At 72.2% G+C, this 22190-nt stretch carries 24 protein-coding genes; 12 read left to right on the top strand and 12 right to left on the bottom strand.

The window, feature by feature from the left end; translation table 11 throughout:
• Nucleotides 1-72: 72 nt before the first annotated feature.
• Genes ABZ386_RS09280 through ABZ386_RS09270 form a run of 3 tightly spaced genes read left to right on the top strand, consistent with a single transcriptional unit; the run spans nucleotide 73 to nucleotide 2431 of the window.
• A complete protein-coding gene (locus tag ABZ386_RS09280) occupies nucleotides 73-747 on the top strand; it encodes a non-oxidative hydroxyarylic acid decarboxylases subunit B (RefSeq protein WP_358964398.1) in 675 nt (224 codons plus the stop codon).
• Nucleotides 717-2147 (top strand): non-oxidative hydroxyarylic acid decarboxylases subunit C, encoded by a 1431-nt coding sequence (locus ABZ386_RS09275; RefSeq protein WP_356504679.1) that lies wholly within the window; start codon nucleotides 717-719, stop codon nucleotides 2145-2147. The genes ABZ386_RS09280 and ABZ386_RS09275 overlap by 31 nt, the downstream gene beginning before the upstream one ends.
• Before the next feature lie 32 nt (nucleotides 2148-2179).
• Nucleotides 2180-2431: a non-oxidative hydroxyarylic acid decarboxylases subunit D gene (locus ABZ386_RS09270; RefSeq protein WP_356617601.1), complete on the top strand. Its 252-nt coding sequence runs from the start codon at nucleotides 2180-2182 to the stop codon at nucleotides 2429-2431.
• A 74-nt stretch (nucleotides 2432-2505) separates the two neighbouring features.
• On the opposite strand, the gene ABZ386_RS09265 is transcribed toward ABZ386_RS09270, so the two are convergent.
• The 6 genes from ABZ386_RS09265 to ABZ386_RS09240 all read right to left on the bottom strand — a co-directional run bounded on the left by ABZ386_RS09265 (nucleotide 2506) and on the right by ABZ386_RS09240 (nucleotide 6316).
• Nucleotides 2506-3207 carry a hypothetical protein gene (locus tag ABZ386_RS09265; protein WP_358964395.1) on the bottom strand — a complete coding sequence of 234 codons (702 nt, stop codon included), beginning with the start codon at nucleotides 3205-3207 and terminating at the stop codon, nucleotides 2506-2508.
• Complete coding sequence (locus ABZ386_RS09260; RefSeq protein ID WP_351344336.1) at nucleotides 3207-3524, bottom strand: helix-turn-helix transcriptional regulator; 318 nt, start codon at nucleotides 3522-3524, stop codon at nucleotides 3207-3209. Before ABZ386_RS09260 ends, ABZ386_RS09265 begins: the two co-directional genes overlap by 1 nt.
• A gap of 264 nt (nucleotides 3525-3788) precedes the next feature.
• Nucleotides 3789-4358 carry a hypothetical protein gene (locus tag ABZ386_RS09255; protein WP_358964393.1) on the bottom strand — a complete coding sequence of 190 codons (570 nt, stop codon included), beginning with the start codon at nucleotides 4356-4358 and terminating at the stop codon, nucleotides 3789-3791.
• A gap of 84 nt (nucleotides 4359-4442) precedes the next feature.
• A complete protein-coding gene (locus ABZ386_RS09250; RefSeq protein WP_358964391.1) occupies nucleotides 4443-5102 on the bottom strand; it encodes a TetR/AcrR family transcriptional regulator C-terminal ligand-binding domain-containing protein in 660 nt (219 codons plus the stop codon).
• Nucleotides 5103-5136: 34 nt separating this feature from the next.
• Nucleotides 5137-5886 (bottom strand): SDR family oxidoreductase, encoded by a 750-nt coding sequence (locus tag ABZ386_RS09245; RefSeq protein ID WP_351344327.1) that lies wholly within the window; start codon nucleotides 5884-5886, stop codon nucleotides 5137-5139.
• A gap of 85 nt (nucleotides 5887-5971) precedes the next feature.
• Nucleotides 5972-6316 carry an ArsR family transcriptional regulator gene (locus ABZ386_RS09240; protein ID WP_351344324.1) on the bottom strand — a complete coding sequence of 115 codons (345 nt, stop codon included), beginning with the start codon at nucleotides 6314-6316 and terminating at the stop codon, nucleotides 5972-5974.
• Between the two features lie 134 nt (nucleotides 6317-6450).
• Here ABZ386_RS09240 and ABZ386_RS09235 point away from each other — a divergent pair, with 134 nt between their 5' ends.
• Entirely contained in the window at nucleotides 6451-7428 is a 978-nt protein-coding gene (locus ABZ386_RS09235; protein ID WP_358964454.1) for a zinc-binding dehydrogenase, read from the top strand.
• Nucleotides 7429-7475: 47 nt separating this feature from the next.
• Here ABZ386_RS09235 and ABZ386_RS09230 read toward each other — a convergent pair whose 3' ends face one another.
• Together ABZ386_RS09230 and ABZ386_RS09225 are read right to left on the bottom strand one after the other, a co-directional pair.
• Nucleotides 7476-8555, bottom strand: coding sequence for a low specificity L-threonine aldolase (locus ABZ386_RS09230; protein ID WP_356673343.1), 1080 nt, complete (start codon nucleotides 8553-8555; stop codon nucleotides 7476-7478).
• Nucleotides 8556-8668: 113 nt separating this feature from the next.
• A complete protein-coding gene (locus ABZ386_RS09225) occupies nucleotides 8669-9340 on the bottom strand; it encodes a TetR/AcrR family transcriptional regulator (RefSeq protein WP_351344318.1) in 672 nt (223 codons plus the stop codon).
• Between the two features lie 232 nt (nucleotides 9341-9572).
• Between ABZ386_RS09225 and ABZ386_RS09220 the strand changes: the two genes are divergently transcribed.
• Nucleotides 9573-10694 (top strand): PP2C family protein-serine/threonine phosphatase, encoded by a 1122-nt coding sequence (locus tag ABZ386_RS09220; protein ID WP_356504671.1) that lies wholly within the window; start codon nucleotides 9573-9575, stop codon nucleotides 10692-10694.
• A gap of 69 nt (nucleotides 10695-10763) precedes the next feature.
• Here ABZ386_RS09220 and ABZ386_RS09215 read toward each other — a convergent pair whose 3' ends face one another.
• Together ABZ386_RS09215 and ABZ386_RS09210 are read right to left on the bottom strand one after the other, a co-directional pair.
• Entirely contained in the window at nucleotides 10764-11732 is a 969-nt protein-coding gene (locus ABZ386_RS09215) for a cupin domain-containing protein (protein WP_358964388.1), read from the bottom strand.
• 127 nt (nucleotides 11733-11859) lie between these two features.
• Nucleotides 11860-12444 carry an XRE family transcriptional regulator gene (locus ABZ386_RS09210; protein WP_355713598.1) on the bottom strand — a complete coding sequence of 195 codons (585 nt, stop codon included), beginning with the start codon at nucleotides 12442-12444 and terminating at the stop codon, nucleotides 11860-11862.
• A gap of 159 nt (nucleotides 12445-12603) precedes the next feature.
• Between ABZ386_RS09210 and ABZ386_RS09205 the strand changes: the two genes are divergently transcribed.
• The 6 genes from ABZ386_RS09205 (at nucleotide 12604) to ABZ386_RS09180 (ending at nucleotide 19143) form a co-directional block, all read left to right on the top strand.
• Nucleotides 12604-13311 carry a phenylalanine--tRNA ligase beta subunit-related protein gene (locus tag ABZ386_RS09205; RefSeq protein ID WP_358964386.1) on the top strand — a complete coding sequence of 236 codons (708 nt, stop codon included), beginning with the start codon at nucleotides 12604-12606 and terminating at the stop codon, nucleotides 13309-13311.
• 83 nt (nucleotides 13312-13394) lie between these two features.
• A complete protein-coding gene (locus tag ABZ386_RS09200) occupies nucleotides 13395-14081 on the top strand; it encodes a hypothetical protein (protein ID WP_351344303.1) in 687 nt (228 codons plus the stop codon).
• Entirely contained in the window at nucleotides 14078-14821 is a 744-nt protein-coding gene (gene cseB, locus ABZ386_RS09195) for a two-component system response regulator CseB (protein ID WP_358964384.1), read from the top strand. Before ABZ386_RS09200 ends, cseB begins: the two co-directional genes overlap by 4 nt.
• A complete protein-coding gene (locus ABZ386_RS09190; protein ID WP_356673773.1) occupies nucleotides 14818-16047 on the top strand; it encodes a HAMP domain-containing sensor histidine kinase in 1230 nt (409 codons plus the stop codon). The genes cseB and ABZ386_RS09190 overlap by 4 nt, the downstream gene beginning before the upstream one ends.
• A 157-nt stretch (nucleotides 16048-16204) precedes the next feature.
• Nucleotides 16205-17296: an LCP family protein gene (locus ABZ386_RS09185; RefSeq protein ID WP_358964383.1), complete on the top strand. Its 1092-nt coding sequence runs from the start codon at nucleotides 16205-16207 to the stop codon at nucleotides 17294-17296.
• Nucleotides 17293-19143: an acyltransferase family protein gene (locus ABZ386_RS09180; protein ID WP_351344291.1), complete on the top strand. Its 1851-nt coding sequence runs from the start codon at nucleotides 17293-17295 to the stop codon at nucleotides 19141-19143. Before ABZ386_RS09185 ends, ABZ386_RS09180 begins: the two co-directional genes overlap by 4 nt.
• Nucleotides 19144-19148: 5 nt before the next feature.
• On the opposite strand, the gene ABZ386_RS09175 is transcribed toward ABZ386_RS09180, so the two are convergent.
• Nucleotides 19149-20399 (bottom strand): DUF418 domain-containing protein, encoded by a 1251-nt coding sequence (locus ABZ386_RS09175; protein WP_358964381.1) that lies wholly within the window; start codon nucleotides 20397-20399, stop codon nucleotides 19149-19151.
• A gap of 291 nt (nucleotides 20400-20690) precedes the next feature.
• On the opposite strand from ABZ386_RS09175, the gene ABZ386_RS09170 reads away from it, so the two are divergent.
• Complete coding sequence (locus ABZ386_RS09170; RefSeq protein WP_356617629.1) at nucleotides 20691-21182, top strand: substrate-binding domain-containing protein; 492 nt, start codon at nucleotides 20691-20693, stop codon at nucleotides 21180-21182.
• On the opposite strand, the gene ABZ386_RS09165 is transcribed toward ABZ386_RS09170, so the two are convergent.
• Nucleotides 21157-22092 carry a LysR family transcriptional regulator gene (locus ABZ386_RS09165; RefSeq protein ID WP_358964380.1) on the bottom strand — a complete coding sequence of 312 codons (936 nt, stop codon included), beginning with the start codon at nucleotides 22090-22092 and terminating at the stop codon, nucleotides 21157-21159. The genes ABZ386_RS09170 and ABZ386_RS09165 overlap by 26 nt on opposite strands.
• Nucleotides 22093-22190 lie beyond the last annotated feature (98 nt).

The raw sequence follows: 22190 nt of genomic DNA, 5'->3' as shown, positions 1-22190 counted from the left end.
GTGCACCACCTAGGTTCGAAGTTGCTGCGTCACCGCGAAAGGCGCAGTTCACACCGGCTGAGGAGGACAACCGTGCGGCTCATCGTGGGCATCACCGGCGCCACCGGCGCGATCTTCGGGGTGCGGCTCCTGCAGGCTCTGCGCGGGCTGGATGACGTGGAGACCCATCTGGTCCTGTCCCGGTGGGCGCGCAGCACCCTCGAACTGGAGACGGGCCTGTCGGTCGCGGACGTGAGCGCCCTGGCCGACGTCACGCACAAGCCCGACGACCAGGGCGCCGCCATCTCCTCGGGCTCGTTCCGCACGGACGGCATGGTGATCGCGCCCTGCTCCATGAAGACGCTCGCGGGAATCCGCGCCGGATACGCGGAGGGGCTGGTGGCCCGTGCCGCCGACGTGGTGCTCAAGGAGCGGCGCAGGCTGGTCCTCGTGCCACGGGAGACGCCGCTGAGCGAGATCCACCTGGAGAACATGCTCGCCCTGGCGCGTATGGGCGTGCGGATGGTGCCGCCCGTGCCGGCCTTCTACAACCACCCGGCCTCCGTCGACGACATCGTCGACCACATCACCGCCCGCGTCCTCGACCAGTTCGACCTGCCCGCGCCCGCCGCGCGGCGCTGGGCGGGGATGCGCACGGCCCGCGCCGGCGCCGGCCGGCCCGCCGCCTGCCCCGCCCCCGGCAGGCGGCCCCCGCCTCGTACCGAAGGACATCCCCCATGGCATACGACGACCTGCGCAGCTTCCTGACCGCTCTCGACGAGGAGGGACAACTGCTGCGCGTCACCGACGAGGTGCTCCCCGAGCCCGATCTGGCCGCCGCCGCGAACGCCGCCGGCCGGATCGGCGAGGGCGCGCCCGCCCTGTACTTCGACAACGTCAAGGGCTTCACCGACGCCCGCATCGCGCTGAACGTGCACGGCTCCTGGGCCAACCACGCCCTCGCCCTGGGGCTGGCCAAGGACACTCCGGTCAAGGAGCAGGTGGAGGTCTTCGCCTCGCGCTGGGACGCCTTCCCCGTCGCCCCCGAGCGCCGCGAGGACGCCCCCTGGCGGGAGAACACCCAGGAGGGCGCGGACGTCGACCTGTTCTCCGTGCTGCCCCTGTTCCGGCTCAACGACGGTGACGGCGGCTTCTACCTCGACAAGGCCGCCGTCGTCTCCCGCGATCCCGAGGCACCGGACGACTTCGGCAAGCAGAACGTCGGCACGTACCGCATCCAGGTCATCGGCCCCGACCGGCTCGCGTTCCAGCCGGTGCCGGTGCACGACGTCGCGCTGCACCTGCGCGAGGCCGAGGAGAAGGGCGAGGACCTGCCCGTCGCCATCACGCTGGGCAACGACCCGGTGATGGCGATCGTGGCGGGGATGCCCATGGCGTACGACCGGAGCGAGTACGAGATGGCCGGAGCCCTGCGCGGGGCGCCCGCTCCCCTCGCCACCGCCCCGTTGACCGGCTTCGACGTGCCGTGGGGCAGCGAGGTCGTCATCGAGGGGGTGGTCGAGTCGCGGAAGCGGCAGATCGAGGGGCCCTTCGGCGAGTTCACGGGGCACTACTCCGGGGGCCGGCGGATGCCCGTCATCCGGGTCGACCGCGTCTCGTACCGCACGGACCCGGTGTTCGAGTCGCTGTACCTGGGCCAGCCGTGGACCGAGGTCGACTACCTGGTGGGCCCCAACACCTGTGTGCCGCTGCTCAAGCAGTTGCGCGCGGAGTTCCCCGAGGTGCGGGCCGTGAACGCGATGTACACGCACGGCATGCTGGTGGTCATCTCCACGGCCAAGCGGTTCGGCGGCTTCGCCAAGGCCGTCGGCATGCGCGCCATGACCACGCGGCACGGCCTGGGCTACGTGAGCCAGGTGATCGTCGTCGACGAGGACGTCGATCCCTTCGATCTGCCGCAGGTGATGTGGGCGATGTCCGCGAAGGTCGACCCCCGGGAGGACGTGGTCGTCGTCCCCAACCTGTCGGTCGTCGAACTCGCCCCCGCGGCCCGGCCCGCCGGCATCACCAGCAAGATGATCATCGATGCGACGACTCCGGTCGCCCCCGATGCGCGGGGCAACTTCTCGACGCCCGCGCGGGACCTGCCGGAGACCCGGGAGTGGACGGCCCGGCTCCGGCGGCTGCGCGCCGCCTCCGCCCGGTGACCCGCCCCCCCCGGCCCGCTCAAGGAGTTCTCATGACCACCCATGCCGTATGCCCCCGCTGTGCCTTCGATGCCGTTCGGACGCTCGCCGCCTCGCCGGTGGCGGACGTGTGGCTGGTCCGCCAGTGCGAGCGGTGCCTGTACACCTGGCGCACCACCGAGCCCGCCCGCCGCACCACGCGCGAGGCGTATCCCGAGGAGTTCAGGATGACCGCGGCGGACATCGAGAACGCGATGGAAGTACCCGTCGTCCCGCCGCTGCGCGCGCCGGGCTACCACGCCTGAGCCTCCTCTCCTCCCTGAGGTGGTGGGCATCAGGCGGTGTACCCCAGGCTGGGGGCCGGTTCACCCCGCTCGCCTCACCACTCCTCACCGCCGTCGTCCCGCCGCGCGGACAGGACCGCCCGGCGGGTGGACCAGGCGTGGACCGCGATGCGGAGGGCGTGCACGAGGTGGCGGCGGCGCGGCTCCGCCGCGAGGTCCCAGAGTTCGCCGCCCCACTCCTCGACGTAGCGCGAGCGGTCCGCGGCCGGCAGGACGCGCGCCGCGGAGCCGATGAGCCACTGGGCCGTCGGACTGACCCGGCGTCGGGCGGTGCGGGGAGCGGCGGCCTCCTCCGGGCTGTGCAGGGCGGTGGTGAACCTGTCCAGCAGCGTCATGGCCTCACCGCAGGCCCGGGCGACGCGTCGGGCCTGGGCGCTCCCTCGGGGGTCGACGCGGTCGAGTTGCAGCGCGAGTCCGCCGGCGGCCGTGGCGGCGTAGGCGAGCCCCTTGACGAGGTACGCGGTGCGCGCGGCGACGGCCCGGGGTCTGCCGATCACGGCGGGGAGCCGGACGGCGGCGACATGGAGATGGCCGACGGCCTCGGCCAGGTCGAGCGCCAGGTCGATGTCGCTGCTGATGGCGCTGGAGCGCCGAAGGCCGAGACGGTGCGCCAGGTCCTTGGCGCGGATGTCGGCGGGAGCGAGCGTACGGACGAGGTCGCCGGCCAGCCTGACCGCCTGACTGTACGGTGACTCGCCGGCGAGGCTCGGACCGCCGGGAAGGGGCTCCGCGTTCATCAGCCGGCGCCTCCGGCCAGGCCGGGACGGAGTGCGCCGAGCGCGTTCCTGCCGGCCGTGGCGCGGGCCAGCGCGGCCCTGGCCGATACGACGCCGTCCGGGCTGAGCCGGTAGTAGCGGCGCCGGGGGCGGCCCTGCTCGTGCGGATCCGCCTCCTCCCAGCGGGACACCAGCCAGCCGACGGACTCCAGCCGGGCCAGGATCGGGTGGATCGTGCCGCTGGCCAGCTGGGCTCTGGCGCAGAGCTCCAGCCCGTACAGCTCTTCGGTGGGCTCCTCCAGGAACGCGCGCAGCACCAACTGGGTCGGCAGCGTCATCCGGGGACCTGACGGCTCGTGAGGCATGCTCGAACTCTACTTAGGGCTAGGTAGAGATGGAGCACGCTTCGGCAACTGACGGGAATGCGACGTTCGTTCGACCGCCGGTGGGCCGGCCGAATGCCTGTACAGGCTCGTAACGGGCGGACGCGGGCGTCAAGGAGCCCCTCGCCGTGCAGACCCCCGGCCTCGGTGTCACCAAGGGCGACGCCACCACTCCCCTCCTCCTTTGCGCCCGCGCACAGCGTGAGCCGATCGACCGGTTCAGCCCCGTCGGCCCGGCGGCCCCCCGTTCAGATACGCGCGAGCCGCCGGCAGCAGCCCCCGGTGCGCGGCAGTGAACTCCGTCATCGCCTTGTCCCTGGCCACGTTCTGCTCCGGCGTGGCGATGGTGGCGGTGAACAAGGGCGCGGTCCGTCCCCACCGCGCGCCCAGTCGCTGCCCGCCGAGTCCCGCGGCGCTGTCCCAGATGCGGTCCGCGATCCGCGCGAGGCTCTCGGGACCCTCCAACCGCACCATGTCCGCGGCCCGTTCGAGGGCGTCCTGAGCCTCGTGCATCTCACTCACCAGTTCGCGCACGTCCGACGGCAGATCATCCGGCTCGTTCCGGGGGACCCGGTCCAGCGCCTCTTCGGCGTTCTCGAAGGCGTCGATGAACCGGCGGGCCGAGCGATACAGGTCGGCGTAGGCCTCGCGCTGGGCCGTACGACGAACGGCGTCGACGGGCCCGTGGTACGCGCCACGGCTCTGCGTACGCCCGGCGGCCCATGCCGCCGCCGCTGTGACGAGAACCGCCGGCGTGCCGATGAGTGCGGCCATCACTTCCGACTCCATGAGCGCGGAGTCTGCCAGGCCGCGTCGCAGGCCGGCAGGGCGCCGTAGGGGGTCGGAGGACCACCGGCCTCGCCGTCGGCTCCGTTACGTGCCGTCCCGGTGGTCGTCCTGGGCGGTCGGGCGGTGTTCGGTCGGCGGGGTGATGCCGTCGAACAGGTTCGTGACCAGGGCGACGACGAAGTCGTCGGTCACGGGCTCGTCCGGGATGAGCATCCGGTGGTAGACGGCGCCCCAGAGCTGGTCGACGAGGACCTGGACGTCGATGTCGTCGCGGATCTGCCCCTGCTCCCTGGCGCGCAGCAACCGCTCCCCGGCCAGTCGCCGGCGTCCGGAGGAGTACAGGGAGCGGAAGGCCGTGGCCAGGTCCTCGTCGGTCTGGGACTGGCCGATCAGCTCGGTCAGCACCCGCCCGGCCGGCGTCCGGGTCATGAGGTGCGCGAACGACCGCAGTTGACGCGTGAGGTCGGCGCGGATGTCGCCGGTGTCGTCGAACGCGAGGGTCTCCTCGACGGCGTGGAAGTAGCCGTCCAGGGCGAGGGCGCCCTTGGAGGGCCACCACTTGTACAGCGTCGTCTTGCTGACGCCGGACAGGCGGGCCACCCGTTCGAAGGTCAGGTCGGCGATTCCCTCGTTCAGGAGCACCTCCCCGACCGCGCGGAAGACGTCCGCGCGAACCTCGTCGGCGGGGCGGCGCCCGCGCCTGCGGGCCGGGCGCTCCTCGGCGCCCTCGGCCTGCTCGGTCACGATGTCTCTCCTTCGCTCGTGCCCGTCCGGGGGGTCAGGCGAGGCCGCCGTTGGCGTAGAGGACCTGGCCGTTGACCCAGCGGGCGGGGCCGGCGAGGAAGGCGACCGACTCGGCGATGTCACGCGGTTCGCCCAGCCGCTCCAGCGGGGTGGCCTGGGCGAACCGGGCGACGGTGGCCTCGTCCTTGCCTTCCAGGAAGAGCGGGGTGGCGACGGGGCCGGGGGCGACGGTGTTGACGGTGATGTCCTTGCCGCGCAGTTCGCGGGCGAGGATCAGCGTGATGCTCTGCACGGCGGCCTTGCTGGCGACGTAGGCCCCGTAGGCGGGCAGCTGGGTGCGGGTGACCGACGTGGACACGTTGATGATCGCGCCGCCGCGGCGCACCCGGCGGGCGGCCTGCTGGGCGACGACGAAGGTGCCGCGGATGTTGGTGCGGTGCATCCGGTCCAGGTCGTCCAGGTCCAGGTCGGCGATCGGCGCGAGCACCATGATCCCGGCAGTGTTGATCACCACGTCGATCCCGCCGAACGCCGTCTCGACGGCGTCGAAGGCGGCCTGCATCTCCTGCTCGTCGGCGACGTCACCGCTGACGGCGAGGGCCTGCCCGCCGGATGCGGTGACCTCCTCGACGAGGGCCTCGGCCTTGGCCTTGTTGCCGGCGTAGTGCACCGCGAGGGCGAAGCCGTCCGCGGCGAGCCGCTCGACGACGGCCCGGCCGATGCCGCCGGAGCCGCCGGCGACGAGCGCGACACGAGGGGTGCTGGTGTGGGGCGTGCTGGTCATGGTCTGCCTTCCCCGCAAGAAGTGGACGGTGAGTCCATATAAACAGAATATGAACGACCCGTCCATATAGTTGACCAGGGATGCCTCACTCCACGTCGTCGGCGCGCAGGACCAGGTCGAGCAACCCCGGGAAGCGTGCGTCGAACTCCTCGCGGCGCAGCCGGTTGACCCGCTTCGGCCCCTCATCCCGCTGCTCGACCAGGCCGGCACTCCGCAGGACGGAGAAGTGGTGGCTGAGCGCGGCCTTGCCGACCGGCACGTCGAAACTGCCGCAACTGCGCGTCCACACCGGGGAACCCGCCAGCTCGCGGATCAACTGGATGCGCACCGGGTCGGCGAGCGCGGACAGCGCGGCCAGGACGGAGACGTCCTCGGGATCCGTGTGCACCGGTGCGGCACGGTGACTGCCACCCGCCGTCTGATTCGCCATGCCCCTCTCCCCGCCCTGCGACCTCGTCGGCGCCCCGTCGGGCATCCGAGCCCCTTGCCGAGTGTTCGATGAATATCTTACAGTCCGAGTGTTCGCTTTCCATTGAACACTCAGTCGAAGGGTGCGTTCCGATGATGCGTGCGGTGGAGTTCGAGGAGTACGGCGATCCCGAGGTGCTGAAGGTCGTCGAGACCAAGGTCCCCGAGCCCGGCCCCGGCCAAGTGGCCATCGACGCCGCCTACGCCGGCGTCAACTTCGCGGACCTCAAAGCCCGCGCCGAGGGCTACCGCGTGCAGTCGCTGCCCTACCGCCCGGGTCTGGAGGTCTCCGGCCGGGTCCGGGCCGTGGGCGCCGGCGTCGAGGGGCTCCACCCCGGGCAGGACGTCGCCGCCTTCGTCGGCAGCGGCGCCTACGCGGAGGTGGTCGTCGCCGACACCGCCACCGTCTTCCCGCTCCCCGAGGGCCTGGACCTGCGGACGGCGGCCACGCTCCCCACCGTGGTGCCGACCGCGCACGCCCTGCTGCACGAGGTGGGCCGGCTGAACGCCGGGGAGAGCGTGCTGGTGCACGGCGCCGCAGGAGGCGTGGGCACGGTGGCCGGGCAGCTGGCCCGGGCGGCGGGAGCCGGCGCGGTCTACGGCGTGGTCTCCTCCGCGGCGAAGGCCGGGCACGCCCTGGAGCACGGCTACGACGAGGTGTTCACCACCGGCACCTTCGACGACGACGTCCGGCGCGCGACCGGCGGCAGGGGCGTCGACCTGGTCCTCGACCCGATCGGCGGCGAGACCCTGCGCCGGGGCCTCGGCGTCCTGGCCGAGTTCGGACGCCTGGTGTCCTTCGGCAACGCGAGCGGCGCGGAGCCGTGGCGCGTCGGACAGCCCGAGCTGTACCCGCAGGGCCGTTCCGTCGCGGGGTTCTCCATCCTGGCGCTCGCCCAGTCCGCGCCCCAGGCGCTGCGCGCGCTGGCCGAGCGGGCGTTCCGCAAGGTCACCGACGGCACGGTGCGCCTTCCGGTCACGGCGGAGTTCGCGCTGTCGGAGGCGGCCGAGGCCCATCGGCTGATGGGCGGTCGCACCTCGACGGGCAAGCTGCTGCTGCGGATCACCGACTGACCGGACGCCGAGGACCTGGCCCGCGGGCGCGACCGGCCCCCCTTCGGTCAGGCGGCGAGGCGGGCGGCGGCCCGGACGAGGTCGTCGATGTCCTGCTCCGTGGTGGCGAAGGAGGTCACGAAGCGGACCACACCCGGCGCCCAACGGTCGTGGTAGAAGGCGTAGCCCTCGGCCAGGAGCCCCTCGGTGATCTGCCGGGGCGGGCGGCAGAAGAGGATGTTGGCCTCGGCGGCGCCGAGCAGTTCCACACCGGGCACCGTCTTGAGGCCCTCCTGGAGACGGGCGGCCATGGCGTTGGCGTGCCCCGCGTTGCGCAGCCACAGGCCGCCGCGGAGGTAGGCGTCCAGCTGGGCGGCCTGGAAGCGCATCTTGGAGGTGAGCTGGCCGGCCCGCTTGGTGCGAAAGGCGAGTTCGGGTGTGAGCGAGCGGTCGAAGACGACGATCGCCTCGGCGGTCATCGTGCCGTTCTTGGTGGCACCGAAGGACAGCAGGTCGACCCCGGCCCGCCAGGTCAGCTCGGCGGGCGCGCAACCGAGGGCGGCGACGGCTCCGGCGAACCGCGCACCGTCCATGTGCAGGCGCAGCCCGGCTTCCCGGGCGATCGACCCGAGGGTGCGGATCTCGTCGAGGGTGTAGACGGCTCCGGTCTCGGTGGCCTGCGTGACGCTCACCACCGACGGTTCCACGCTGTGCACGTCTCCGGCCTTGTGCCGGGCGGCGGCCCGCAGCTCCTCCGGGTCGATCTTGGCGTCGTCGCCGCCGAGCGGGACCAGCTTGGCGCCCGCCGTGTGGAACTCGGGCGCTGCGCACTCGTCGTTGTTGATGTGGCTGTCGCGGTGGCACAGCACACTGCCCCAGGGTGGGGTCAGCGCGGCCAGGCTCAGCGCGTTCGCCGCGGTTCCCGTGGAGACCAGCACGACGTCGACGTCACGCTCGAATATCTCGCTCAGCCCCTGCCGGACCGTGGCGGTGCTGTCGTCCGCCCCGTAGGGCAGGGCGGGGCCGGCGCTGACCGCGGCCATCGCCTCGACGATCTCCGGTGAGGTGCCGGCGGCGTTGTCGCTGCTGAAGATGCGTGTCGTGGGAGTGGTCCGGGTGGTGGCGGCGGTGGTCGTGGTGAGGCTCATGGCGAAGGTCCTCGTGGTCGGTGTTCCCGTTCGGGCGTTTCCGTGGGCGGCGTCGTGCCGCCGGCGGGTCGGGCAGGTCGCGGCGCTCCGGCGGATCGCGGCGCTCCGGCGAGTCAGGCGTCGCGGCGCTCCGGCGGGAGGGGCGGTCGGGCCGGATCCGCGGCCGCGATGAGCTGGCGCAGCGCGCCGTAGTAGACCTCGTGGTCGGTCACCGCGGGCACGATCGCGGCGAGGTTGCCGCTCAGCACCGGGAACTCCTCCGGGTCGAGGGCGGCCAGGGCGGTACGGGTGGCCGTCCGCGCGGCCTTGGCGTCCCCGTGGTCGACGAAGCCCGCGCTGCCGAGGGTGAGCAGATACATGCGCCGGTAGGCCGTGATCGCCTCCTCGGGGCTCATGCCGGCGGCGAGACTGTCGGCGAGCTGCGGCTCTACCAGGCGGGCCAGCAGGTGCGGCCCGAGCCAGGGCCGCGTACCCCGCAGGGCGAGCAGCCCCGGGCGTTGTGCCAGCAGCCGGTAGAGCGCGGTGAACCTGACCTCGGTGGCGGTGGCCCAGTCGGTGCCCGGCTGTGTCTCGGGCAGCTGGGTGGCCAGGTGGTCCAGGCACAGGTCCAGCAGTCCGGCGAGATCGACGCACCGGCGCTGGAGCGAGGCGAGGGAGATCTCCAGCCGCGCCGCCAGCGCCCGGAACGTCAGGGCTTCCGGACCGCCCTCGTCGACGAGGAGCAGGGCGGTCTCGGCGATGCGGTCCGGGGTGGCGCGATCCAGGGAGGGCGAGTGACGGGGCATGCGAGTCATCGTACGGTACACCGTATCGATCGCCACGGCGGGAGCCTGCCCCGGCACATCGAGAGCGAGATCGTGGCGGAGCTGCTGCCGGCCGAGGGGCTGACCATGGCGGGACGCGCTCCGGCGTGCCGTCGCCCCGCCCGTCTGTCCGCCGGACTGATGACACTGACGGCCGGGGCATCCCGCGACCTGTACAACGTACGGAGAGATCCCCCTCTGTCCGGGAGTCCCCATGGCCCGTATCCGCCGCACACGATCCGTCGACGCCCTGGACGCCATCGAGCCCCCGGACAACATCCAGGTACTCGTCGGCGTGGTGTCGGTGACGGTTCTGGTGGAGTTCCTCGGCCTGGTCTCCGGATCCGAGGTGTGGCTCCTCGGGCTGCTGGTCTTCCTGCCGGGCACGGCGTCGGCGCTGTGCACGGTCCGGCAGACGGCCTTCGTCGCCGTGTGGACCACGCTCGTCGTCCTGTTCACCCTGCTGGTGCGGGGCGCCGAGGTGGGCCGGTGGCTCGACCGGGCCCTGCTGGTGCTGCTCACCCTCGCCCTGGGCGCGGCCTCCGTCTACGCCTGCCGCCGGCGCCTCGGACGCGAGCACGAGATGCTCCGTCTGCGCTCCACCGCCGCGGCCATGCAGCGGCACATCCTGCACCCCCTTCCCGTCCTGACCGACGACGTCCTCGTCAACGGCGTCTACGAGCCCCTGCAGGAGGACCGTCTCGTCGGCGGCGACATCTACGACGTGGTGGACTCGCCCTGGGGCAGCCGCGTGCTGATCGGGGACGTGCAGGGCAAGGGCCTGGCGGCCGTCGGCGCCGCGTTCGCCGTCATCGGGGCCTTCCGGGAGGCGGCCTACCGCGAGCCCACGCTCACCGCGCTGATCGATGCCCTCGACGCCGCGGTGGTCCGCCACAACTCCCACGCGGAACAGACCGGTGACGACGAGCGCTTCGTGACCGCGCTCGTCGTCGGCGTCGACGCCGGCCCGGAGGCGCAGATCGTCAACTGCGGGCACGTCCCGCCCCGGCTGGTGCGGGACGGCGTCGTCTCCACACCGCCGCTGGACTCCGGCGTCCCGCTCGGTCTCGCCGAGCTGGCGGACGCGCCCACGACGGTCAACTGGTGTGCGTTCCCGGAGGGTTCGACGCTGCTGCTGACCACGGACGGGCTCGACGAGACCCGGTCCGCCGACGGCACGTTCTACCCGGTCGAGGAACGGCTGACCGGGCACCTCGGCCTCTCCCCCGCCGAACTGCCCCGGGCCCTGTACGAAGACGCCCGCGCGTTCGCCGCCGACGAAGGCGGGCACGACGACGTCGCCGTCCTGACCGTCCGCCGCTCTCCCCACCGCTGACCGGCGGCTCCACGCCGACCGTCGCCCGCCGATGGCCTCGGCGGTCCGGCCCGCCGGCTCCTGGCCCCGTCAGGCCCCGGGCTCGGCGCCGATGAGGACGAAAGCCATGGTGACCGGCCGGCCGCTGTGGTTGCGCCAGGCGTGCCGGGTGCCGTTCTGGATCACGATGTCCCCGGCCGAGAGCCGGGTGCGGTGGCCGTCGTCGAGTTCGAGGAGGATCTCGCCCTGGAGCACGATGCCGTAGTCCACGGTCGGGGTGGCGTGCATGCCGTCGGGCTCGATGAGCTCGGCGAGGCCGGACGAGTCGGCGCGCTGCTCCTGGTCATGGCCGGTGACGACTCTGCGCATGCGCCTGTCCCCTGTGTCCTCCGTACGCGGAGACCCATCCTCTCTGTCCTCGCTACGCATGCGTCTCTCCTGTCTCGGGCCCGCCGGCCCCTCGGGCACTGGGGGCAGGGCACCGTCGGACTCGGCGGACTCGGCTGGGTACCAGGCGCACTCGGCGTCCAGCAGCACCGGCGCCGCCGGGCCGACGAGGATGTTCTCGGGGCTGACGTCGCCGTGCACCAGGGCCGGACGGGTCCTGGCCGTGCGGTCGGCGAGGTCCTGGAGGACGGGGCGCAGGGCAGGGTGCGCGGCGGCTGTCTCCAGCAGGTGGGGCTCGATGCGCAGCGCGTGGAAGTTGTCGTCGGTGGCGAACCGGGCGGCGAGGGCGGCGTCGCCCGCACTGGCCGCGTGCAGGCTGCCGAGCAGTTCCCCGACGGCCGCCGCGGTCGCCACCCGCACCTCGCCGTACAGGAGCTGCGCCTTCCGCACCGGGTACCGCTCGGGCGGCAGGTACGCCATGGCGAAGAGGCCGGCCTCGGGGTCGTGGGCCAGCAGTTCCGGCACGCTGTCCGGGCGGTGCCGGGAGGCGAACCGCATCCAGGCCCACTCGCCGGCCTCGCCGGGCTCGGCGAGCCGGTGGGCGGTCAGGAACGTGGTGAGGGCGGTGTCGGGCGCGGGTCCCGGGGCCGTCGGCGTGGAAGCGGAACTCATCGCGTCTCCCCCGGCCCGACGGGCAGGCCGCGGGTTCGGTGCGGTGAGGCCCACGGCTGGGAAGCCGCCTGGTTCTCCCTCTGCTGCGCGCCACTGGTCCCGTGGGGGCCGCTGCCGGCGGTGCCGGTCAGGTCGTCCCGGCGGGGCCCGGCGGCAGGTGGACCGTCATGATCAGGTGGCATGTCCCGGTACCGGCACCGCGGTAGGTGTGCGGGGTGTCTCCGTCGAACGTGGCGGTCTGGCCGGCTTCCACGGTGTGTTCGGTGCCGTCGACGACCAGGGTCATCCGGCCGGAGGTGACACTGACGGTCTCCACGACTCCGGGCTGGTGGGGATGGCTGGGGTACTCCTCGTCCGGCTCCAGGCGCCAGCGCCAGACCTCGACCGGGGCCGGGCCCGAGGTGGTCAGCAAGAGCCGGGCCTCGCCGCCTCGTTCTCCGGTCCACAGCGGTGCGACGGCGTCGGCGGCCACGACGCGGACGCGGCCTTCGGCGGGTCCCTGCATCAGGGCGGACACCGGGACACCGAGGGTGTCGGCCAGCCGGACCAGTGTGGCCAGATTGGGGTTGCCCTGGGCTTTCTCCAGCGCCACCAGGGCCCCCTTGCTGACCTGGGCGCGGCGGCCGAGTTCCTCCAGGGACAGGCCCGCGCGGGTGCGGGCGGCCCGGACGTTGTGCGCGACCGTCCGCAGGGCTGCGCCCGTCTCGACCATCTGCTCTCTCCTCGCCGACAGGTCACCGGAATGCACCGCGCTGTCGTTCGATTGACAGGGGCCGGTCGTTACGTTGTACCTTGCGGTCGTTCTGACGATACCAGGGGGGGAGAGTACCGCGCCGCCCCACCGCACACCCACCGGAACGGAAACCCCGCCATGCCCGCCTTCCGCATCGCCCCCGCCGTCGCGGACGCCTTCCCCGACACCCTCATCGCCCTGGTCACCGCCACCGGCCTGCGCGGCCACGAGCCTTGGCCCCACACCGCCACCGCCCTGGACGAACTGGAGCAGCGGCTCGCCGAGGGCATTTGGCAGCCCGCCGACGAGAACGATCCCCGCGTCGAGGCCTGGCACTCCGCCTACCGCTCCTTCGGCACCAACCCGCGCCGCGTCCGCCCCAGTGTCGACGCGCTCGGCCGCCGCCTCGCCAAGAAGGGAACGCTGCCGCGCATCAACCCGGCCGTCGACTCCTACAACGCCGTCTCCGTCCGCCACGGCCTGCCCGCCGGCGCCTTCGACCTGGACCAGGTCACCGGCGACGTGGACATCCGCCACGCGGACGGCACCGAGACCTTCACCCCGCTCGGCGAACCCGGCACCGTCGAGAACCCCAGGCCCGGCGAGATCATCTACGCGGACAGCACCGGCGTCCTGACGCGTCACTGGAACCACCGCGACGCCCACCGCACACGCGTCACCGCGGACTCCACCCATGTCGCCTTCGTCCTGGAAACGCTCCGCGCCACCTCCGACGGCCACCTCCTGAAGACCGCGGCGGAGGAACTGCGGGGCCTGCTCGCCCCGCACGCCGGCCAGACCACCGTGCACTACCTCAGCCCGGCACAGCCCCAGGCCACCCCCTGAGGCCGCGCATGGGGCCAGAGTGTCCTCCGGTGCTGTTGGTACGCTCGCCGAGTGAGGTGTACAAGCTCGTCGTGATACCCGGGATGTCGTCAGCAAAGCAGCGCTTCGGGCGTGTGCGCGGTTGGTGTGCCGTCGTCGCCGCTGTGGCGGGCGCACTGGTCCTGAGTTCGTGCGCGGGCGGGAAGGGCACGGTGGACGACGGCCCGGCCGCGTCGCTGACACCCCCGGCGAAACCCGAGCCGCTGTGGCCCGGCTACACCCCTCCCGCCACGCCCGGCCAGAATCCGCCGTACGAGGACCGGTACGCGCCGATCGTCGGCGTGCGGGTCTCGACGCCCGTGAGCCGCGCCGACGCCTGGAAACTGGTGGCGGCGGACACCAATCTGTCCTCCTACTTCCGCAGGGCCGCGGGCGCCTGCGCCGGTGCGGCGAGGGAGGAGTGCCCCCGGATGCGGCCGGTGGCGCACCGAGACCTCACGGGGGACGGCGAGGCCGAAGCGGTGGTGGCGCTGGACGATCCCGTCGACTCCCGGACCCTTCTGGAGGTCTACATGATCAACGGTCCGGCGGACGTCCGCCCCGTGCTGTCGACCTGGTTGCCGCTGGGCACCACGGCGTCCACGGTCGGCGGGGAGCTGCTGGTGACGTCGTCGGACCCCGGCACGCGCACCACCACGGTCAGCCGCTACCGCTGGAACGGAGAGATCCTGTCCCTGCGCGACGCCACCCGGTCCGACCGGACCGACCTTCCCGAGCCGGGGGCGTCGTGACGTCGCATGCCTCCGGTACGCCGGTCGAGGCCCGCCTGTTGCTGGTGGAGGACGACGAGGTGATCCGCGACATGCTCCAGGTGTCGCTGGAGCGCTACGGCTTCACCGTGTTCTCCGCCGGGGACGGGCTGACGGGGCTGGAGCTGTTCCGCGAGCTCCGGCCCGATCTTCTGCTGCTGGACGTGATGCTGCCCGAACTCGACGGGATCGGCCTGTGCCGCCGGGTCCGGGAGACGAGCACCGTGCCGATCCTGATGATGTCCGCCCGGGGCGACTCCCTCGATGTCGTCTCCGGTCTGGAGTCGGGAGCCGACGACTACGTCGTCAAGCCGTGCGAGAGCTCGGTCGTCGTCGCCCGGATCCGGTCGCTGCTGCGGCGGGTCTCCTACGCGGCCCAGGCCTCCCCCGAGCGGAACGGGCGACCGTCCCCGGCACCGGAGCAGGACGGATCCGAGCGGCTGTTGCGGTTCGGTGAGCTGTGCATCGACACCGACGGGATGGAGGTGACCCGCGCGGGCGTGCCGGTCACCCTCACCCCGACCGAGCTGCGGCTGCTGCTGGAGTTCGCCGCGCACGCGGGCACGGTGCTGGACCGGGGCACCCTGTTGCGACGGGTGTGGGAACACGAGTGGGACCACGACACCCGGGTGGTCGACCTGCATGTGCAGCGGCTGCGCGCGAAGATCGGCGGCGGGTTCATCGAGACGGTGCGTGGCTTCGGCTACAAGATGCGCCGATGAATCTCCGGTGGCGCATCGGCACGCTGGTCGTCTCCACGACGGCCGCCGCGGTGGCGTGCGTGGGCGTGTGGGTGCATGTGGACGCCTACGACCGGGAGTTGAAGCAGGCCCGGTCAGCCGTCCGCACGGATCTCGACCGGGCCGCGTCGATCTACGCCCGGACCGGCGAGGTACGCGGGACGGGTGCCCGCCTGGACGCCGAACTCCCCGAGGGACTGGCCGGGCTGGTGCGCCGCGGGCATCGCGGCACCGAACTGGTCGACGGGCCGCGGGGGCGACAGATGTGGGCGGCCCGCCCGGCCGGTGACCGGACGCTGTCGGTGACCGCGAACGTGGAGCCGACGCTGCGCGACCTGGAGGCACTGGACGCGAGCATCGCCGTGGCCGGGGCGCTGACCTCCGGAGTGCTGCTCCCGGCCGGCGCCTTCACCGCCTCCCGCCTGAGCCGGCGCCTGCGGCTCGCGGCGGCCACGGCGACGCGGATCAGCCAGGGCGAGCTCGACGCGCGGATCGGCGTACCCGAACGGCCCCGGGACGAGATCGACGAGATCTCTCACGCGGTGGACACCATGGCGGCGGCCCTGCAGTCCCGCCTGCTGACGGAGCAGAGGTTCACCGCCGACGTCGCCCACGAGCTGCGTACGCCCCTGATGGGGCTGCTGACGGCGGCCGAGAACCTGCCCGAGGGGCGGATCACCGACCACGTGCGCGAGCGGGTGCGGGCCCTGTGCTCCCTGACCGACGATCTGCTGGAGATCTCCCGGCTGGACAGCGGCGCCGAGGAACCCGACCTGTCCGCCTGGCCCTTGCGCCTGCTGGTCGAACAGGCCGTGGCACGCGCCGACTTCCCGGTCCGCATGGACCCGGTGGAGGACGAACACACGGCCACGCTGGTCCGCACCGATCCCCGTCGCTTGAACCGTATCCTCGCCAATCTGCTGGCCAACGCGCACCGGCACGGCCGGCCCCCGGTGGAGGTCGGCGTCACGGCGACCTCGGTGACCGTGCGCGACCACGGGCGGGGATACCCCGAGGAGCTTTTGACCGATGGTCCCCAGCGTTTCCGCTCGCACGCTCCGGAACGCGGCAAGGGACACGGTCTGGGGCTGACCATCGCCCTGGGGCAGGCGGAGGTGATCGGTGCCCGGCTCCGGTTCGGCAACGCGCCCGACGGCGGTGCCCAGGCCGTTCTCACCCTGCCCGCGGCCCCTGACGAGCCCTCGTGATCCTCGGCGAACTCCCGCCGGTACAGAACGGATACACAACGGAGCGGGTTTCGATCGCCCGCTGACGGCCGCCGGAGGCAGGCCGTAGACCTGCGCGATCGACCATCGGCAGCACCCACCGCGAAGCACGTTCGCGGGCTGTCCGATGGAGGAGCGCATGACCGACCCACGCCTTCCGGTCCGTGAGCCGCGCCGGCACGCCAGAGACCCCTCGACGCACCGGCGACGAACCACGGCCCGCCCGTCCTCCCGGGGCCGGTCCCGCCGCCGGACACGCCGGCTCCTGGTGACGACGACCGTCTTCGTCGCCCTCGTGGCGGCCGGCGCCGCCTTCGCCTACCAGAACCTCAACGGCAACATCGACTCCCAGGACATCGACGGGCAGTTGAACGCCGGATCCCGACCGGACCGGCAGGCACCGGGAGCGGTGAACGTGCTGCTGCTCGGCTCGGACTCCCGGTCGGGGGCGAACAGCGAGTACGGCCGCGACGAAGGCGGCGCCCGCTCCGACACCGCCATGGTCGTCCACCTCGCCGACGGCCGCAGGAGCGCCTCGGTGATCAGCCTCCCCCGGGACACCCTGATCGACCGGCCCGCCTGCGCCACCGGGTCCGGTGTGGTACCGGCCGCGCAATCCGTCATGTTCAACTCCGCCTTCTCCGTGGGCGGCACGGCCTGCTCGGTCGCCACGGTCGAGCAACTGTCCGGGCTGCGGATCGACCATGTCGTGGAGATCGACTTCACCGGATTCAAAAAGATGATCAACACGCTCGGCGGGTTCCGGGTGAACGTCCCGCAGGACATCGACGACCCCGACAGCCGCACCCACCTCCGCAAGGGATGGCAGCGCCTGAACGGCGAGCAGGCCCTCGGGCTCGTACGGACCCGGCACGGCATCGGCGACGGCAGCGACCTCGGCCGCATCAAGCTCCAGCAGACCTTCATGAAAGCCCTGATCGGCCAGATACGCTCCACCGACCTGCTGACGGACCCCGTGCGGCTCTACCGGCTGCTCGACGACCTCACCAGCGCCATCACCACGGACAAGGGCCTCGGCTCCCTCTCGTCGCTGACGTCCTTCGCCCGCTCCCTCGACGGCCTCGACGCCGACCAGGTCGAGTTCCGCACCCTGCCGGTCGCCCCCGCCCCGCACGACCCCAACCGGGTCGTCCCCGAGGAACCGAAGGCGAACGCCATATGGAAAGCGCTCATCGAGGACCGGCCGCTGCCAGGAGGTGAGCAGTCGTGAGCGACTCCGCGACCCTGATGATGCGGCGCCCCGCCGCTCCTGAGCCGCCTGAGGCCCCACGCCCGTACCGGCCCGGACTCGACGGCGTCCGCGCGGTGGCCGTGCTCCTGGTGGTCGTCTACCACGTCGCCCCCTCATGGCTGCCCGGCGGCTTTCTCGGCGTCGACGTGTTCTTCGTCCTCAGCGGCTGGCTGATCACCGACCTGCTGTGCGCCGAACGGCACCGCACCGGCCGGATCGACCTCGCGCGGTTCTGGATACGCAGAGCGCGACGGCTGCTCCCCGCGCTGGTCGTCCTCCTCGTCACCGTGACCGCCGTCGCGGCGCTGTGGCGCCCGGAGCGGATCGACGCCTCCGGGCGGGACGTGCTGTCGGCGCTGACCTTCACCAACAACTGGTGGCAGATCAGCACCCATGCCTCCTACTTCGCCTCCTTCGGGCCGCCGCCCCTTTTCCAGCACCTGTGGACCCTCGGCGTGGAGGAGCAGTTCTACCTCGCCTGGCCCCTGGTGATCCTGGGGCTGCTGCGGATGACCGGCCCCGGCCCCCGTACCCGCATCCGGGTGGCCGTCGTGCCGGCGGCGGCGATCGCGTCCCTCACCGCGATGGCAACGCTGCACCGGCCCGGCGAGGACACGTCCCGCGCCTACTTCGGCACGGACACCCACGCCTTCGGCCTCCTGCTCGGCGCGGCGCTCGCCCTCGCGGTTCCCGCGGCCGGTGCCTGGAAGCACCGTCGGGCGCCTCTCCTGTACGGAGCAGCCGGTGTCATGGGGTCGGTGGTCCTCGGAGTGCTGGCCGGGGGGATCCACTCCGACACCCCGCACCTGTACCCGTGGGGCTTCACCGCCGCCGCGTGTGCCGCCGGCGCCGTTGTCCTGGCCGCCGCGCAGAGCGGATCGGTCTTCGTCAGGTTCATGAGCACCCCGTGGCTGCGCTGGATCGGCCGCCGGTCCTACGGGATCTATCTGTGGCACATGCCGCTGATCGCGCTGGCCGTGCCGGACGGGCACGGGCCGGGCCAGGCACCTCTGCGAGGCCTGCTCGCGGCGGCTGTCTCCGTCGCCGTGGCCGCCGCTTCCTACCGCTGGGTCGAGAAGCCCGTACGCCGGCATGGCCTGCGCCGGACCGCGGCAGCGGTGCGCGAGGCACTGTCCGGAAGGCGCCAGGGGTCGTGGGAAGGCAACAGGACCGGAACCCGGCGCTCCTGGCGTCCCCGTGCGGTGGCGGTTCTCGCCGGGACGGCCGTTCTCGTCGCCGCCTGGGGCATCGCCTCGGCCCGCGGCGGCGACAGCGCCGCCGACCGGATCGCGGCCGGTGAACGCGCCGTACAGGGCGACGCCCCGGTACCGCCGGGCACGTCCGCGCGCGCCCGGGCGGGAAGGATCACGGCCGTCGGTGACTCCGTCATGCTCGCCGCGGCCCCGGCGCTGAAGGAACGCTTCCCCGGCATCAGCATCGACGCCAAGGTCAGCCGCCAACTGTCCGCAGCCCCCTCCGAGCTGCGTTCCCTCGGCGCCGAGGGCCGTCTGAACCCGGTCCTGCTCGTCGGCCTCGGCACGAACGGCGTCGGCGGCCGTACGGACCTCGAACAGGTCGTCCGGGAAGCCGGCGCCCGCCGCACGGTCGTCCTGGTCACCGTGCACGGCCCGCTCGCCTGGAAGGACCAGGTGAACACCGCCGTCCGGCAGACCGCCGCGGCACATCCGAACGTCGTGGTCGCGGACTGGGACCGTGCCGTCCGGGGCAGGGACGACCTCCTGGCGGACGACGGCGTGCACCCCGGTCCCGCGGGCGCGAGGCTGTACGCGGGAACGGTGGCGCGAGCGCTGGAACAGAAGAAGTAACCGGGTCAGCCGACCTGAGCGGCGCGGCGGGCTGCGGCGGACAGGAGCCGTTCGAACGGTCCCTGTCCCAGCAGCCGCCGCCAGACCGGGCAGACGGCGAGCAGGGCGACCGTCATGACGAGGAAGCTCTGGTTGTCGGACAGCAGGTCGGAGCCGCCGAGGTAGGAGACGGTGTACAGCAGCACGAACTGCAGCGAGTACGCCGTCAGTGCCATGGTGCCGAGCGCCGCCAAGGGCACGACCAGGCGCCGCACCCGTGGGGTGACGACCAGGCTCAGCCCCGTGACCAGCAGCGCCACTCCCGTTCCGCCCAGCATTTCGGCGACGTGGTTGGAGTGCGGCACCCGCCGGGCCTGATCGGCGAGGTCGGGAGCCTGCCACGCCGGCTTGTACGTGTCGGGGTCGAAGGCCGGGTCGACGCAGGTGACCTGGCCGGGCTCCGGCATACAGAGCAGACCGCGGGTAAGGGCGGCGTTGTCGGGCGGAGCCGTGGCGGGCCCGCCTGCGGGCGCCGGGGGAACAGCAGCAGCCGTCCCGGTACCCGCCCCTTCGGTCACCACCCAGCCACCGCCGTAGCCGACGACGACCAGGACGACCCCGCCGACGAGCATGCCGAGCACCGTCCGGGCCGACGAGATGTCGAACCGGGAGAGGGCGATGCCCAGCAGGAAGTACAGCGTCAGCGGGGCCACGGACAGCCCGTTGGGGGCGAAGAGCAGATCGAACTCCTCGAAGGACGCGTTGACCGGAAGGCGCCACTGCTTGAACGCCGCGAGGTAGGCGAGCAGGACGGGGACCACGACCATGCCGGCCACGGCGGCGAGGGCGAGCGTCCGGGGCCGGACGCGCAGCAGCGGGATCACCGCGATGTAGCACAGCGCGTACACGCAGAGGATCACGCCGACGCCGGGGCTGATGGCATTCAGCACCGCGCCGAGAAGGAAGATGACCGCCGCCCGGGCGAGGAGTTTCATCCTGGCCCGGAGGAGCTGTTGACCGTCGAGCCGGCGGGCGGCGCCGGTGATGATGCCGATCGAGATCCCGCCTATGACAGCGAACAGGATGGTCGAGCCGCCGCTGACCAGCCCGACCCAACTGCCGGGCCGGAACAGCGTCGGTGGGCTGGGGGGCAGCGAGGCGAAATGCTGGGCGAGCATGCCGATCACCGCGAGTCCGCGGGCGACATCGAGCCCGACGATACGAGGGAGCGGGGCTGCGGGCGCCTGGAGCCGTTCGGTGGCAGGCAAGGCATTCATGGCACTCCTGTGGTGCTGGATCTGTGGTGCCGTCGATGATCGACACTCCAGGTATCCGCTCCTCTTGCCCTCGGTAGCGGCCACGGCTCGATCCCCACTCAGTTGTGTATCCGTCACGTGTCGGTCGCGGGGGACCCGAGGTTCCGGCCACGCCGCCGTCGTCCGGGTCGCCGAGTCCTTCTGTTACCGCGAGCTCCTCACCGGGCAGCCCCACCGACATCAGCGCCGCCACCACCATCATCCGCAGACTCCTACGCTGACCGGCCGACCTGACGCTCGACCACGCGTGCGCTGTCGAGCCAGGCCGGATACGGACGGACCGGAAGTACCGCCATCTGCGGGCTCGGTGGCAGATCGCCGCGGCCTGCCCGGCGACGACCGCACTCGCCGATCTGCCTGGTCGGCTACGACAACATCCCCGAGGCCGCATACGTATGGCCTCCGTCGACCACGGTGCGGCAGGACTTCGGCGAGGCCGGACGTCGCGCGCGGGAACTCCTTGTCACCCAGATCGAGGGCGAGCCGAGAACAGGAACCTTGGTCGCGGGAGCCCGAACTGGTTGCACGGGGCAGCAGCGGCCCTCCTGCCTGACTGCGGAGTCGGAACGAGCGGATCTTCCGGGACTACCTGCACGCCCATCCCGGGGCGCGACCCGATACCCAGCAACTACTCAACCCGGCTCAACGCGGCGGCCGCCATTCGGCGTCGGCCGCGGCTCGGCGGTGTCTTTTGCCGATGCAGGGCAAAGCCCCACTCTCATTTCGGCGGACGGGAGATCGTAGGCCGACCGGCCTCCATCATCTCGGCGACCCGGGCCGCCGTCTCCCGCAGCCACATGTGCGCCGCGTCGTGCATGTGGACCGGATGCCACCACAAGGCCTGCTGGATCGGTACGGCGTCATAGGGCGGTTCCATGATGCGGACGGGTGCGAGTCCGTCCAGCTCGTCGGCGAGACGCCTCTGAAGGAGAGCTACCCGGCGGGTGCCCGCGACCAGGAGTGGCATCAGCTGGAAACCGTCGACGGCGACCGCCACGCGCGGCTCGATGCCGAGCATGGCGATCTGGCGGGCGGCGGAGGCGTCGTAGGCTCGTTGGTACGTCACCCACGGCAGTCGGGCCAGGTCGTCGAGGGTGAGCTGCTCGCCGACTTCGGGGTTGTCGTCCGCGACGAGGAAAACCCAGCTGTCCTGGTAGAGCTCGACCATGGGGAAGCCGCGAATGATGCCGTGGGGCAGCAGTAGCCCGTCCACGGTGCTGAGCAGAGACCCGGTGCTGTCGATGATTTCGTTCGGTACCTGCTTGAACCTGAGCCGGATGCCTGGGGCCTCGGTTTGGATGGTGCGGGCGAGTTCGACGCCGAAAACGGCAACCGCGTAGTCCGAGGCGATCAGCGTGAACTCATGTTCCTCGCGGGAGGGATCGAATTCGGCCTGACTGGCGAAGACGCGCTCCAGCAGGTCGCAAGCGGTGGTGGTTCGGTCGAGGAGGGCCTGCCCGAGGGCGGTCAGCTCGTACCCTCCGCCCACCCGGGCGAGCAGGTCGTCGTCGAAGTGGCGGCGCAGCCGGGCCAGGGCCGCGCTCATCGCGGGTTGACTGAGCCCGATGCGCTGGCCGGCCCTGGTGACGTTGCGCTCCTGCAGGAGGGCGCGCAGGGCGACGACGAGGTTGAGGTCCAGGCTGGCCAAGTTCACGAAGCATCCCAATTCCGGAGCCGGCACCATCGGTATTCACCGGCTGGATTCCTATATACAGGCAATCGATTTCCCTGATTGCAATCTGTGGGCCAGAT

This window comes from Streptomyces sp. NPDC006140, from assembly GCF_040628815.1.
Taxonomy (GTDB): Bacteria; Actinomycetota; Actinomycetes; order Streptomycetales; family Streptomycetaceae; genus Streptomyces.
Note: the sequence above shows the minus strand (reverse complement) of the source record. Positions and strands in the feature narration are given on the sequence as shown.

Bases quoted from the DNA above. Each gene is read 5' to 3' on its own strand.
- ABZ386_RS09190 (WP_356673773.1), top strand. From the start codon at position 14,818: ATGAATCTCCGGTGGCGCATCGGCACGCTGGTCGTCTCCACGACGGCC.
- ABZ386_RS09175 (WP_358964381.1), bottom strand. From the start codon at position 20,399: ATGAATGCCTTGCCTGCCACCGAACGGCTCCAGGCGCCCGCAGCCCCG.
- ABZ386_RS09205 (WP_358964386.1), top strand. From the start codon at position 12,604: ATGCCCGCCTTCCGCATCGCCCCCGCCGTCGCGGACGCCTTCCCCGAC.
- ABZ386_RS09235 (WP_358964454.1), top strand. From the start codon at position 6,451: ATGCGTGCGGTGGAGTTCGAGGAGTACGGCGATCCCGAGGTGCTGAAG.
- ABZ386_RS09225 (WP_351344318.1), bottom strand. From the start codon at position 9,340: ATGCCCCGTCACTCGCCCTCCCTGGATCGCGCCACCCCGGACCGCATC.
- ABZ386_RS09240 (WP_351344324.1), bottom strand. From the start codon at position 6,316: ATGGCGAATCAGACGGCGGGTGGCAGTCACCGTGCCGCACCGGTGCAC.
- ABZ386_RS09215 (WP_358964388.1), bottom strand. From the start codon at position 11,732: ATGAGTTCCGCTTCCACGCCGACGGCCCCGGGACCCGCGCCCGACACC.
- ABZ386_RS09275 (WP_356504679.1), top strand. From the start codon at position 717: ATGGCATACGACGACCTGCGCAGCTTCCTGACCGCTCTCGACGAGGAG.
- ABZ386_RS09210 (WP_355713598.1), bottom strand. From the start codon at position 12,444: ATGGTCGAGACGGGCGCAGCCCTGCGGACGGTCGCGCACAACGTCCGG.
- ABZ386_RS09265 (WP_358964395.1), bottom strand. From the start codon at position 3,207: ATGAACGCGGAGCCCCTTCCCGGCGGTCCGAGCCTCGCCGGCGAGTCA.
- ABZ386_RS09270 (WP_356617601.1), top strand. From the start codon at position 2,180: ATGACCACCCATGCCGTATGCCCCCGCTGTGCCTTCGATGCCGTTCGG.
- ABZ386_RS09230 (WP_356673343.1), bottom strand. From the start codon at position 8,555: ATGAGCCTCACCACGACCACCGCCGCCACCACCCGGACCACTCCCACG.
- ABZ386_RS09220 (WP_356504671.1), top strand. From the start codon at position 9,573: ATGGCCCGTATCCGCCGCACACGATCCGTCGACGCCCTGGACGCCATC.
- ABZ386_RS09185 (WP_358964383.1), top strand. From the start codon at position 16,205: ATGACCGACCCACGCCTTCCGGTCCGTGAGCCGCGCCGGCACGCCAGA.
- ABZ386_RS09200 (WP_351344303.1), top strand. From the start codon at position 13,395: ATGTCGTCAGCAAAGCAGCGCTTCGGGCGTGTGCGCGGTTGGTGTGCC.
- ABZ386_RS09245 (WP_351344327.1), bottom strand. From the start codon at position 5,886: ATGACCAGCACGCCCCACACCAGCACCCCTCGTGTCGCGCTCGTCGCC.
- ABZ386_RS09255 (WP_358964393.1), bottom strand. From the start codon at position 4,358: ATGGAGTCGGAAGTGATGGCCGCACTCATCGGCACGCCGGCGGTTCTC.
- ABZ386_RS09260 (WP_351344336.1), bottom strand. From the start codon at position 3,524: ATGACGCTGCCGACCCAGTTGGTGCTGCGCGCGTTCCTGGAGGAGCCC.